The following is a 12,609-nucleotide window of genomic DNA, read 5'->3' on the forward strand; positions in this document are numbered from 1 at the left end:
GACTTGGGGGTATGGCGGCTCGTGGGTTTCCGTACCAGGATCTGAAGGACTTCCTCGCGGCGTTGGAGAAGGCGGGGGAGCTACGCCGGGTCAAGGCCCCCGTCGACCCGACCCTGGAGATCAGCGAGATCGTCACCCGGACGGTACGGGCGGACGGGCCGGCGTTGCTCTTCGAGCACCCCACCCGGGGCGAGATGCCGGTCGCGGTGAACCTGTTCGGCACCGAGAAGCGGATGGCGATGGCGCTCGGCGTCGAGAACCTCGACGAGATCGGCGCCCGGATCGGGGAGATGCTCAAGCCGGAACTGCCGGTGGGGCTCTCCGGGATGATGGACGGCCTCGGCAAGGTACGGCAGCTCACCTCGATGCCGCCGAAGAAGGTCAGGTCCGGCCCCTGCCAGCAGGTGGTCTACCGGGGTGACGACGTCGACCTGGACCGGCTGCCGGGGCTGAAGGTGTGGCCGGGTGACGGCGGGGTCTTCCACAACTTCGGGCTGACCCACACCAAGCACCCCGAGTCCGGCAAGCGGAACCTGGGGCTCTACCGGTTGCAGCAGCACTCCCGGAACACGATCGGGATGCACTGGCAGATCCACAAGAACTCCACCGCCCACCACGCCGTCGCCGAGCGGTTGGGCCAGCGGCTGCCGGTGGCGATCGCGATCGGGTGCGACCCGGTGACCGCGTACTCGGCGAGCGCGCCGCTGCCGGCCGACATCGACGAGTACCTGTTCGCCGGATATCTGCGCGGCGAGCGGGTGGAGATGGTCGACTGCCTGACCGTCCCGTTGCAGGTCCCGGCGCACGCCCAGATCGTCCTGGAGGGATACCTGGAGCCGGGGGAGCGGCTCCCGGAGGGACCCTTCGGCGACCACACCGGCTTCTACACCCCGGTCGAGCCCTTCCCGGTGATGCACGTGGAGTGCGTGACCATGCAGCGGGACCCGGTGTACCACACGATCGTCACCTCCCAGCCGCCGCAGGAGGACCACGGACTCGGCAAGGCCACCGAGCGGATCTTCGCCCCGCTCCTGCGGTTCCTCATCCCGGACATCGTCGACTACGACCTCCCGGCCGCCGGGGTCTTCCACAACTGCGCGATCGTCTCGATCCGCAAGCGGTACCCGAAGCACGCCCAGAAGGTGATGAACGCGATCTGGGGCGCGCACATGATGTCCCTGACCAAGCTGATCGTGATCGTCGACGAGGACTGCGACGTCCACGACTACAACGAGGTCGCCTTCCGGGCCTTCGGCAACGTGGACTACGCCCGGGACCTCCTGCTCACCGAGGGGCCGGTCGACCACCTGGACCATGCCTCGTACCAGCAGTTCTGGGGTGGGAAGGCGGGCGTGGACGCGACCCGCAAGCTCCCCGAGGAGGGCTACCACCGGGGTTGGCCGGAAGAGATGACCATGGCCCCCGAGGTGGTCTCGCTCGTCGACAAGCGCTGGAAGGAATACGGCATCTGATGTCCGCCACCGCCGAGACCCCCGGGCGGGTACGGGCATTCCTCAACCTGGTGGCGATCGAGCACTCGGTCTTCGCCCTGCCGTTCGCCTACCTGTCCGCGTTGACCGCCATGCAGGTCAACGGGGGGCGGGTCCGCTGGCTGGACCTGCTGCTGATCACCGTGGCGATGGTCGGGGCGCGGACCTTCGCGATGGCCGCCAACCGGATCCTCGACCGGCGGATCGACGCCCGGAACCCGCGTACCGCGAACCGGGAACTGGTCACCGGGGCGGTGAGCGTCCGGACGGCCTGGACCGGCGCGGCCGTCGCCCTGGTGGTCTTCCTCGCCGCCGCCGCCCTGCTCAACCCGCTCTGCCTGGTCCTCGCCCCGCTGGCCGTCGTCCCCCTGGTGGTCTACCCGTACGCCAAGCGGTTCACCGACTGGCCGCACGCGGTCCTGGCGATCGCCCAGGCTGTCGGCCCGGTCGGCGCGTGGCTGGCGGTCACCGGCACCTTCGCCGGGTCCTGGCCGGCGTGGCTGCTCGGCGCGGCGGTCGGACTCTGGATCGGCGGGTTCGACCTGATCTACGCCTGCCAGGACGCCGAGGTGGACCGGGAGATCGGGGTCCGCAGCGTCCCCGCCCGGTACGGGCTGCGGTTCGCCCTGCACGCCTCCACCGTGTCGCACGTGGTGACGTTCGGCCTCTTCGTCTGGTTCGGTGCCCTCGTCGGGTTCGGCTGGCCCTGGTGGGTCGGGCTGGTCCTGACCGCGCTCGCCTTCGGCTACCAGCACGTGGTCGTCACCCCGACCGACCTGAGCCGGGTCAACAGGGCCTTCTTCACCGCCAACGGCTTCGTCGGGATCGCCCTGTTCGCCTTCGCCCTGCTCGACCTGGTCCTCCGCCTCGACCTGCGCCCCTGACGCCCGTCCGCACGCCCTGACGCCCTGGCTCACCGCCTGACGCCCTGGCTCACCGCCGGTAGCGGGCGCTTTCGAGGGTCCAGTCGATGGTGCCCCGGACCGCCTGTCCGACCCCGTCGAGGTGGGTGGTGACCGACTCGTCGAGCGCCGACCCGAACGACGGGAGCCGGGCGCGCAGGGCCACGAAGCTGTCCATCGCCGCCCGCCAGCGCTGGGTGACGAGGGCCACTGCGGTGTCGACGGGTACGTCCCGTTCGGCGGCCACGGCCAACACCAGGTTGTGTCCGCCACCGGTGGCCCGGTCCCGATCCAGCGAGGCCAGGTCGTTGTACCAGGAGAGCAGGTCGTTGCCGAGTTCGCCGATCCGGCGTACCGCCGGGTGCCGCCAGACCGCCTCGGGTAGCGGACGACCGTGGACGAACTCGATCATCGGGTACGACACGTACGCCGCCGACGTGGCCCGCCGTAACCGGACGTACTCCTCGACACCGGGCCTGCGGCCCTGCACCCTGTTGGTCCGTTCCCGCCAGACGCCGTCGAGGTGGTCGGCGACCGCGTCGGCGAACCGGGTCCGCCAGGGGTGCGGCATCCGGCGGCGGGGCTCCTGCCAGGCGTGGGCCAGCAACCGGCGGAGCGGGCCGGTGAACCCGCTGGGACCGAACCGGGTGCCGTGGCGCAGGAGGCTCAGCACTGCCCCGCGCAGGGCACGGATCTGCTCCGGCGGCAACGCCGTCGGCCCGTCGCAGGCGTCGTCCACCAGGAAGAACCAGGTGTAGAGCGTGCTGATCACCCGGAGGTCGTCGGGGTCCGCGTCGGGATAGAGCCGTCCGACGTACGCGGCGAACCGGGCCTGGCGCAGGTGGTCGCCTGTCGCCTCGTCGGGGACGATCCCGAGGTCGGCCAACTCGTCGCCCAGCCAGTCCTGCACCTCGTCGACGTGCGGGGAGCACCGGGACGGCACCGGACAGGCCGAAGCGAGCTCCCGCAGGGTCTCCTCGACCACTGACGTCCCTCCCCGGACGGGCACGATGGTGCCCGCAGCATGCCAGGCGTCCGGGGCACCCGGACATCCGGGCGTACTTCACCCAGGGTGACCAGCGGCTTCGGCCGAAAGCCCGGCCGAGCGCCCGGGTGGAGCGCCGGTTGAACGCCGGTCGAGGGGCGGTCGAGGGTCGGTGCGGGGGAGGTCGGCGCGACCAGGCACGCTTGGGGGTATGCGTGAACCATGGGTGGTCGGGGTGTCGGGCGCGTCCGGAACCCCCTACGCCGCAGCGGTGGTCGGTGGGCTCCTCGACGCCGGGGAGGCGGTGGACCTGGTCGTCTCGCGGGCGGCCCGGCTGACGATCCTCGACGAGACCGGCCTGTCGTTCCGGGACGCGCACTGGGCCGACGACCTCTCGGCCTGGCTCGGTCGGCCGGTGGACGACGCCGACGTGCGGTACTGGCCCGCCGGTGACATCGCGGCCGGACCGAGCAGCGGTTCCTACCGGGTACGCGGCATGGCGGTGGTCCCCGCCAGCACGGCAGCCTGTGCGGGCATCGCCATCGGCCTGTCCAAGGACCTGTTGCAGCGGGCCGCCGAGGTGAACCTCAAGGAACGCCGCCCGGTGGTGGTGGTACCCCGGGAGACCCCGGTCACCCGGAGTCACCTGGAGCACCTCATCGCGTTGCACGACGCCGGGGCGGTGGTGCTGCCGGCCAGCCCCGGGTTCTACGGCGCCGGAGCGTCGGCGTCCGCCGCCCAGCTCGTCGACTTCGTGGCCGGGAAGGTGCTGGACGCCCTGGGCGTACCGCACACGCTCTTCCGGCGCTGGTCGGGCGAGTTGAACGCGGACCGTACCTGAGTCCGGCGGAACCGGTCGGGAAACGGTCGCGGGCCGGGCACGAGGCCCGACCCGTACGACCACGGTGGCGTCAGTACATGCCGGCGTTCGCCGGGCCGGGACCGGTGGTGGCCGTCGGACCCGCGTTGCGCGGCCTGTCGACGTCCTCCCCCTCCTCCAGCATGCCCTCGCCTTCCAGCAGGGCTCGTACTTCGGATTCCCGAAACCGACGATGCCCACCTGGAGTCCGGATACTGCCGATCCGGCCGGCTGCCGCCCATCTCGTCACAGTTTTCGGGTCCACCCGAAACAGCGCGGCCACCTCACCTGGTGTCAGCAGGCGATCTCCAGTGTCCACAGCCCCCTCCTCGCGTCGACGAAGCCCTCGGCTGAACCACACTGCCCCCGGCTGGTGCGAGCCCAGAGCCGTCATGAGGGACGTATGGCAATTACAGCACCGGCGACCAGGGCTGTCCGGCAAACGTGAAAAATGCACGGAGTGGGCTGTTGGTAGGGTCTGTAGGCCGTGGACGCCATCGACCTGAGCCTGTTGGAGCTGCTGCGCGGAAACGCCCGCCTGTCCTACGCCGAGCTGGCCCGTCAGGTCGGCCTCTCCGCCCCCGCCGTGCACGAGCGGGTCGGCAAGCTGGAGTCCAGCGGGGTGGTCCGGGCCTATCGGGCCGAGGTGGCGCCGGAGGCGATCGGGCTGGGCGTGACCGCCCTGATCGGGATCGTCGAGGACTCCGGCGGCGACACCGACGACATGCTGGAGGCGTTTCGCGGGATCGCCGAGATCGAGTCCTGCTACTTCATGGCCGGGGTGGAGTCCTTCCTGCTCAAGGCCCGGGTCGGGACCATCGCCGAGTTGGAACAGTTGATCGTACGGCTGAACCGGACGTCGGGGGTGGCTTCCACCCGTACCACCATCGCCCTCTCCACCAAATGGGAGAACCGCCCCCAGCCGGTCCCCCCGCCGTCGGCCGAGTGAGCCGCCCGCCCCGTCCCACCCGCCCGCCCCGTCCCAGCCGTACCAGCCGCCCGGACCGTCCCAGCCGTACCTGAGAATGTTTCGCTGTTACCGTTCCGGGGTGACACATCTGGACCGGGGCGAGGCGGCCCGACGAGCGTGGGTCACCGAGGCGATCGCCACGGTCGAGGCCGACGCCAACCGCTCGGCCGACACCCACCTGCTGCCCTTCCCGCTGCCCCGCGCGTGGGGGATCGACCTCTACCTCAAGGATGAGTCGGTGCACCCCACCGGCTCACTGAAGCACCGGCTGGCCCGCTCCCTGTTCCTGTACGGGCTCTGCAACGGCTGGATCGGACCCGAGACCACTGTCATCGAGGCGTCCTCAGGCTCGACGGCGGTCTCCGAGGCGTACTTCGCCCGGATGCTGGACCTGCCGTTCATCGCGGTGATGCCGGCCTCCACCTCGCCCGAGAAGATCAGCCAGATCGAGTTCCAGGGCGGCCGGTGTCACCTGGTGCAGGACCCGGGGAAGGTGGTGGTGGAGGCCCGGTGGCTGGCCGAGGACTCCGGCGGCCACTTCATGGACCAGTTCACCTACGCCGAGCGGGCCACCGACTGGCGGGGCAACAACAACATCGCCGAGTCGATCTACGCCCAGCTGGCGCTGGAACGGCACCCCGTACCGGAGTGGGTGGTGATGGGCGCCGGCACCGGCGGGACCAGCGCCACGATCGGCCGGTACGCCCGGCTGCGCCGGCTGCCCACCCGCCTCTGCGTGGTCGACCCGGAGAACTCGGCCTTCTACCCGGCCTGGCAGAGCGGTGACTGGTCGCTGCGGATCGACAGGGGATCGCGGATCGAGGGGATCGGCCGACCCTGCGTGGAGCCGTCGTTCCTCCCCTCGGTGGTGGACCGGATGGTCCAGGTGCCCGACCCTGCCTCCCTGGCGGCGATGCGGGCCGGATCGGTGGTCCTCGGTCGACGGGTCGGCGGCTCCACCGGCACCAACCTGTGGGGCGCGTTCGGGCTGATCGCCGAGATGCTCGCCGACGGCCGTACCGGCTCGGTGGTGACCCTGATCTGCGACGCCGGGGACCGGTACGCCGACACCTACTACGCCGACGACTGGGTGGCCGAACAGGGCTACGACCTCGCCCCCCACCTGGCCACCATCGACAGGTTCCTCACCACCGGCACCTGGCCGCAGGGGTAGAACGGCCTCAGGTTCCTCACCACCGGGGCCTGGCCGCAGGGGTAGCACCGCCTCAGCGGGGGGCGACCCGTTCCGCCAGCCCCGGATAGTGGCGGACGTAGCCGTCGGGGTCGAGGGTCAGGTCGGCGGTGAAGGTGCCGCTGGCGAAACCGACCCGCCCCGCACCGGAGGCGGTGTAGACCTGGTCGCTGGGCACCACCACCAGGCCGGGCAGCAGGACCCACGCCACTGTGATCCGGTGTTCGGTGCCCTCGGGGGCGTCGGTGAGCCCCAGACGTCGTACCGGCAGGGTGTTGAACAGCACCGACCCGGTGAGGTCGACGTCGACGGCGTCCGCCAGTCGGTCCGGGTCGTCGGTGCCGGGCAGGCCGGCCGTCGGATGTCCGGCGGCGGCCAACACCCCGTCCAGGTCACCCTCCTCGTTCGTGGTCACCCGCCAGCCGCTGCTGGTCTGCTCCAGCCGTACGCTGCGCGCCCAGCCCGCCCCCTCCGTCTGGACGTCCAACCGTTCGGTGGCCCAGTCGGACCCCGTGGTCACCGTGTACCGGCAGGTGTAGGGCACCGGGTCGACCGCCATCAGGGTGCCCCGCGCGGCCAGCCCCTGATCGTCGGCGACGAGGGCGTGGTCGGCTCCCGGGATGTCCGTCCGGCTCCAGAAGAGCGACTTCACCATGGTTCCGGAGGCTACGGCACCCGATGGGTCGCGGCAGCCGATGCGGGAAGGTCACGCAGGACGGGTGCGCCGCCCTCTGCACACGAACCGGCCGCCGCCACCGGTCGCCGGGAGGGCGACAGGCGACGACGGCCGGTCGAGAAGCGAGAACTCAGCTGGTACGCGCCGGCGGACGCCCGCCGAAGCCCCGGCGGTCGTCGCGCTGGTACCTGTCGTCGCGGCCGTGACCGTCGGACCGGAACCCGCCCCGGCGGTCCCCGAACGACTCACCGGCGCGCTCGCCCCGGTCGCCGAACCGGCGCTCACCCTGGGGACGGTCGCTGAACCGTCGCTCGCCCTGGGGACGGTCGCTGAACCGTCGCTCGCCCTGGGGGCGGTCGTCGAAGCGTCGCTCGCCTTGCGGGCGGTCGTCGAAGCGTCGCTCGCCCTGGGGGCGGTCGCCGAACGACCGTCCGCCGGAGGCGCGCTCGCCCCACGATCGGTCGCCACCGGCCCGGTCGTCGAAGCGTCGGGCCGGCCGGTCGCCGAACCGGTGCTCGCGGCCGGGGCGGTCGTCCCGACCACCCTGGCGACGGTCGTCGTAGCGGGACCCACCCCGGTCGCCGTACCCACCCCGGGAGTCCCGGTCGCCGAACCGGCGCGGGCCACCACCCGAGCGACGCGGAGCCGCAGGCTCCTCACGCACCGGCACCCCACTGGGCTCACGGGCCCCGACCAGATCCGCGAGGGCCTGGTCACCGACCCGGACCCGGGTCTGCTCCGGTGCCACACCGGCCCGCTCCATCATGGCGAGGGTGGTCCGACGCTGCTTGGGCAGGACCAGGGTGGCCACCGCCCCCGACTCACCCGCCCGGGCGGTCCGCCCGGCCCGGTGCAGATAGTCCTTCGGGTCCTTCGGCGGATCGATGTGCAGCACCAGCGTCACACCGTCCACGTGGATCCCCCGGGCCGCCACGTCGGTGGCGACCAGCACGTTCGTCCGACCCTCCCGGAACTCGGCGAGGGTCCGCGTCCGCATCCGCTGGGTCTTGCCGCCGTGCAGGCCACCGGCGCGTACGCCGACCGCCGCGAGCTGCTCGACCAGCCGGTCCACACCGAGCTGGGTACGGGCGAACAACATGGTCCGGCCGTCCCGGGCGGCGATCGACGCCGTCACGGCGAACTTGTCGTGCGGCGGGATCAGCAGCATGTGGTGATCCATCGTGGTCACCGCCGCCGTCGGCGGCGCGGTGGAGTGCGTCACCGGATCCGTCATGAACCGCTTGACCAGGGCGTCCACGTCTCCGTCCAGAGTGGCGGAGAAGAGCAGCCGCTGGGCGTCGGCCGGAGTCCGGGCCAGCAGTTCGGTGACCTCCGGCAGGAAGCCCATGTCGGCCATCTGGTCGGCCTCGTCGAGGACGGTCACCTCGACGTCGTCCAACCGGCAGACCCCGCGCGCGATCAGGTCGGCGAGCCGCCCCGGGGTGGCCACCACGATCTCCACGCCTCGGCGCAGGGCGTCGATCTGCCTGTCGTACGGGACGCCGCCCACGGCGGTCTTGAGGAACACCCCGACCGACTTGCCGAGCGGCATCAGGGCGTCGTTCACCTGCATGGCGAGTTCCCGGGTCGGCACCAGGATCAGAGCCCGGGGGTGCTGCGGCCGGGCCCGCGGGCCGGTGGAGACCCGGGCGAGCACCGGCAGGCCGAAGGCCAGGGTCTTCCCGGAGCCGGTCTGTCCCCGGCCGAGTACGTCCCGACCGGCGAGCGCGTCCGGCACCGTGGCCCGCTGGATCTCGAACGGGCTGGTGATGCCCTGCCGGGACAGAGCCTGGACCAGCGGCCGGGGCAGACCCAGCGCGCCGAAGTCCAGGACGGTCCCGTCCGGTCCGGCAGTGGCGTCCGCGCCGGTCTCTTCGGGTCGGGCGGTGGCGTCCGTCGCCGGGGTGGCCTCGGCGGCTGCGGTGTCGCCCGTGGGGGCGGTCTGGTCGATGTCCCCGGCGCCGGTGGCGGGAACGAGATCGCCGAGGGCCTGCGCCGACGTGGCGTCCTGCGGCGTGTCGAGGGCGGACAGGGGCGTGCTGACAGCGGTGGTCGTCAAGAAAAACCTCTCGAGCGGGGCGCATCTTCGCGATGGCCCGCCACGACAGGTAACGCCGCCGGATCGCCCGCAAGATCGCCCAAGGGCGCGCCGGAAGCGCGCCAGGTCAGTGATCAGTGCAAGTGTACTGCGTCGCTCCCGGCTCTCCACGACACTGTCCGCGGGTAGTGGGCGGGCTCACCCGCCGCACTCCGCACGAGAGACGTCTTCCCAGGTCAGGCTGGTTGGGTTGGGGCAAGCCCCCGGTGAGGGTCAGGCCAGGCCGCCGAACAGCCCGTCCATCAGGTCCCCGGCCAGCAGGACGACGAGCACACTGATCGCGACGAGCAGGGTCAACGCCACGGCCAGGACGATCACCACCCGGGTGTTGCTGGACTTCTGGTTGGCCGGTTCCGCCCAACCCTGCGCCAGGATGTGCCCGGTCAGCGAGCCGGAGTTCTCCACCGCCGGATTGCCGGACGGGAACGACACCGTGTTGAAGCCGGGACCGTCGGTGGTGCTGCCGCCGTACGCCGCGGTGGCCAGGTCCGGGCCACCGTCGTACGCCTTGCTCCCGGCCTCCGCCGGGGGGCGCCAGGCCGACTCGGCCGGTGCGGTCGTCGGTAGGGCGGCGGTGGCGGGCGCGGGCGGTCCGCCCCACCCGGCGTTCGGTCCCGGGGTGGGCGCGGTGGCGGGCGGAGGCGGGGAGGACGGCGGGTTGCCCCACGGAGTGGCCGGCGGCCCGGAGGCGGGCCGCGCGGGTGAGGCAGGCGCGGCGACCGGCGGGGCGGAGGTCGGCGGTGCCACGGCACCGGAGCTGACCGGCGGCGGCGGGAAGGGCGGGGCCGGCATCGGACCGGGCGGGGACGGTGGTGGCGGAATCGCCGGACCCGGCGGCGGCACCGGGGGACCGGGCACCGGGGGGACCGGCCCCGGCGGGGTGGGGGCCGGTGGCTGGGGCCGGGGCGGTACGGGGACCGGCACGGGAGCCGGGGTCGGCTCCGGGTCCGGCACGGGCGGCTTCGGCGGCTCGGTCGGCCGTGGGGTCGGCTCCGGCACCGGGGCGGGCTCCTGTGGCGGTGTGGGCTCGGGCCGGTCCGGTTCGGCGGGGGCGGCCGGGGTGGGAGTGGAGCCGTACACGTTCGCCCGGCTCGTGGAGGTTCCGGTCGCGGCGGCGGCCTCGGTGGCCGAGACCGGGCTCAGGCCGGGAACTGCGGCGCTGGCCCGCGCCGGGGCGGTCGGCGGGTGACCGGCCCGCTGCCCGGGTAGGGCGGGGCCGCCCGACGGGGTGTCGCCACCCGCGAACGGGGCGGCGGAGGCCCTCGACCGGCGTTCCTGCGTCGACGACTTCGCCCGGTAGGTGGTACCCGAGGGAGCCCGGCCCTTCGCGGTCTCCTGCGGGGGCGTGGCCCGGCCCGTGACACCGACCCGCGCCGTACCGGTCGCCGGGGTGGCACCGGGGCGGTCGCCGCCCGCCTGCGCAAGGGGGGAGCTCGGCACGCTGGCTCGGCCGGTCGGTGCCGGTCCCGGCACCCGGTCGGCCTGTTCGGGCGCGGATCCCGGATCGACAGCCGTTACCGGAACCTGCTCTTCGCCCATGCTCGCCCTCCGCACCAACGCCCCGCATCCGGCCCCGGAAGGGGAGCCGGTAATGCCTGGGTGTCACGGTGCCACATTCCGGCCCCGCAGCACAGCCGGAGCACCCGGTTACTCCCCGCGATCACCGGTGGCCGGGTGGACGCCGCCCCCGGTCCGGTGTCCGGCTCAGTCGACCGGGTGGGCGCTGTCGCTCGGCCTCGGCGTACCGCCGGCGGCGCTGCTCGTCCCGGCCGACGGTGAAGGGCTGCCCGACGGGGTGGGCTCGGGGTTCTCCGACGCGGGCGGCTCGGTGGTCGGCGACGGTGGTGGCGGCGGCGTGGTCGGCGACGGGGTCGGCTTCGGGGTGGTCGGCCCCGGAGTGGGGGTGGTCGGCCCGGGGGTGGGGTTGGTCGGGCCCGGCGTCGGGTTGGTCGGGCCCGGGGTCGGGTTGGTCGGCAGCGGCTTCGGCGAGGTGGAGGGCTTCGGCGTCGGCTTCGGAGTGGCCGACGGCGTCGGCGACGGCGTCGGCGTCGGCTTCGCCGTGGGCGGGGTGGTGGCCGGCGGCTTCGTCTCTGGGACCGCGCCGACCACCCGGGTCGCCGCGTACAACCGGGACCATCCGACGGGGGAGACCTTGACCACGTCGCCGGTGGTGGGGGCGTGGACCATCTTGCCGTCGCCGATGTACATGCCCATGTGGTGGATCGACTGCCAGCTGCTCCCGTTGGCGAAGAAGACCAGGTCGCCGGGGAGGAGGGCGGTGCGGGGGACGGTACGGCCGCTGGTGTGGCGGTACTGGTCCCGGGCGACCCGGGGCAGGCCGAAGTAGTCCGCTCCCTTCGACCGGTACGCGGCCCAGACCAGGCCGGAGCAGTCGAACGAGTCGGGTCCCTCCTTCGCCCACTCGTACGGGTCACCACGCTGGGCCATGGCGTACCGGACGGCTGCCAGCGCACGCGGGTGGGCGGTCAGCCCCTGGGAGCTGCCCCCGTTGACGTACCCCGCGCCGAGCTGCTCCTCGGCGGCGTCGCGCTGCCGCTCGATCCGGACCAGCTGCTCGGAGTTGTCCCGGCGCAGCTTGAGGAGCTTGGTCTCCTGGTCGCGGCGGGTCTTGTCGAGGACCGTGTACTCGCCCCGGGCGTTGAGCGCCGCCAGCTCGGCGGCGTTCAGCTCCTGGACGGCGGCCTGCTCGGCGGCGCGGGCCCGGGTCAGTTCGCCACCGGTGGAGGTGGTGGCGCCGGGGGCCTTGTCACCTCGGGAGATCCGCTGGAGCTGGCTGAGGTGGTGCAGGTCCTGGCCGAACTCGCCGGGGGGCAGCGCGGCGGCGGCCTTGAGGGTGTCCGCCGCGGCCTGGTCGGCCTTCAGCTGCGCGGTGGTCAGCGCCTGCCTGGCGAGTTCCAGGTTCTGCTTGGCGGTGGCCAGCCGGGCCTCGGCCTCGGTCCGTTTCTGTCCCAGCCCCAGCACCTGGTCGCTGACCAGCCCGAGCTGCGTCTCGGCGAGGGCGATCTGGGTGCCCAGGGGGCCGGCGGTGAGGTTCGTCGGCACCGTGGTCGGCGCACCGCCGCCCGGCAGGGTGGGGACACCGGGCTGCGCGGGGGACCCGGGAAGTTGCAGGCCACCTGCGGCGATCGGCCGGGAACCGCTGTCGGGCACGGTGGAGGGCAGCGGTGGGTCCGCGTACGCGGGTGCGGAGAGGATCGCCGAGGCGACCGCACCGAGCAGCGCGGCCCAGAGCCTCGGGCGCAGCACCGGCGAGATCACCGGGCGCCTCCGTGTCCGTCGCCGCCCGTACCCGCTGTCGACCATCCCGCTCCTCGTCCCGCAGGTCGCGCCTGGTGGGCGCGACGGGTCGGGTCCGCTACTGGTGTGGCGTCCCTTACCTGTCCTACCGCACCGGGTCCACGATGTCGATACGCGAA

General features: G+C 73.0%; 11 protein-coding genes. 5 read left to right on the plus strand and 6 right to left on the minus strand.

Annotated features, from left to right (window positions below):
• Positions 1-11 precede the first annotated feature (11 nt).
• Entirely contained in the window at positions 12-1,472 is a 1,461-nt protein-coding gene (locus tag WHN02_RS06390) for a menaquinone biosynthesis decarboxylase (protein ID WP_434742492.1), read from the plus strand.
• Positions 1,472-2,374, plus strand: a complete 903-nt coding sequence (gene mqnP / locus WHN02_RS06395) for a menaquinone biosynthesis prenyltransferase MqnP (RefSeq protein WP_434742493.1) — start codon at positions 1,472-1,474, stop codon at positions 2,372-2,374. The genes WHN02_RS06390 and mqnP overlap by 1 nt, the downstream gene beginning before the upstream one ends.
• Positions 2,375-2,423: 49 nt before the next feature.
• On the opposite strand, the gene WHN02_RS06400 is transcribed toward mqnP, so the two are convergent.
• A complete protein-coding gene (locus tag WHN02_RS06400; RefSeq protein ID WP_434742494.1) occupies positions 2,424-3,377 on the minus strand; it encodes a terpene synthase family protein in 954 nt (317 codons plus the stop codon).
• Between the two features lie 211 nt (positions 3,378-3,588).
• Here WHN02_RS06400 and WHN02_RS06405 point away from each other — a divergent pair, with 211 nt between their 5' ends.
• Complete coding sequence (locus WHN02_RS06405) at positions 3,589-4,218, plus strand: UbiX family flavin prenyltransferase (RefSeq protein ID WP_434742495.1); 630 nt, start codon at positions 3,589-3,591, stop codon at positions 4,216-4,218.
• Between the two features lie 70 nt (positions 4,219-4,288).
• On the opposite strand, the gene WHN02_RS06410 is transcribed toward WHN02_RS06405, so the two are convergent.
• The gene (locus tag WHN02_RS06410) at positions 4,289-4,555 is read right to left on the minus strand and encodes a BldC family transcriptional regulator (RefSeq protein WP_434742496.1); all 267 of its coding nucleotides are present in this window, start codon (positions 4,553-4,555) and stop codon (positions 4,289-4,291) included.
• A 168-nt stretch (positions 4,556-4,723) separates the two neighbouring features.
• On the opposite strand from WHN02_RS06410, the gene WHN02_RS06415 reads away from it, so the two are divergent.
• Positions 4,724-5,185 (plus strand): Lrp/AsnC family transcriptional regulator, encoded by a 462-nt coding sequence (locus WHN02_RS06415; RefSeq protein WP_434742497.1) that lies wholly within the window; start codon positions 4,724-4,726, stop codon positions 5,183-5,185.
• A 100-nt stretch (positions 5,186-5,285) separates the two neighbouring features.
• Positions 5,286-6,380, plus strand: coding sequence for a PLP-dependent cysteine synthase family protein (locus WHN02_RS06420; protein ID WP_434742498.1), 1,095 nt, complete (start codon positions 5,286-5,288; stop codon positions 6,378-6,380).
• Between the two features lie 52 nt (positions 6,381-6,432).
• On the opposite strand, the gene WHN02_RS06425 is transcribed toward WHN02_RS06420, so the two are convergent.
• From WHN02_RS06425 to WHN02_RS06440, 4 genes are all read right to left on the minus strand, one after another.
• Complete coding sequence (locus tag WHN02_RS06425; RefSeq protein WP_434742499.1) at positions 6,433-7,053, minus strand: putative glycolipid-binding domain-containing protein; 621 nt, start codon at positions 7,051-7,053, stop codon at positions 6,433-6,435.
• A 151-nt stretch (positions 7,054-7,204) separates the two neighbouring features.
• Positions 7,205-8,905 (minus strand): DEAD/DEAH box helicase, encoded by a 1,701-nt coding sequence (locus WHN02_RS06430; protein WP_434743842.1) that lies wholly within the window; start codon positions 8,903-8,905, stop codon positions 7,205-7,207.
• 480 nt (positions 8,906-9,385) lie between these two features.
• Positions 9,386-10,612 (minus strand): hypothetical protein, encoded by a 1,227-nt coding sequence (locus tag WHN02_RS06435; RefSeq protein WP_434742500.1) that lies wholly within the window; start codon positions 10,610-10,612, stop codon positions 9,386-9,388.
• Between the two features lie 264 nt (positions 10,613-10,876).
• Positions 10,877-12,496 carry an NlpC/P60 family protein gene (locus WHN02_RS06440; RefSeq protein WP_434742501.1) on the minus strand — a complete coding sequence of 540 codons (1,620 nt, stop codon included), beginning with the start codon at positions 12,494-12,496 and terminating at the stop codon, positions 10,877-10,879.
• Positions 12,497-12,609: the final 113 nt, after the last annotated feature.

This window comes from Micromonospora sp. SH-82, from assembly GCF_051132485.1.
GTDB lineage: Bacteria > Actinomycetota > Actinomycetes > Mycobacteriales > Micromonosporaceae > Micromonospora.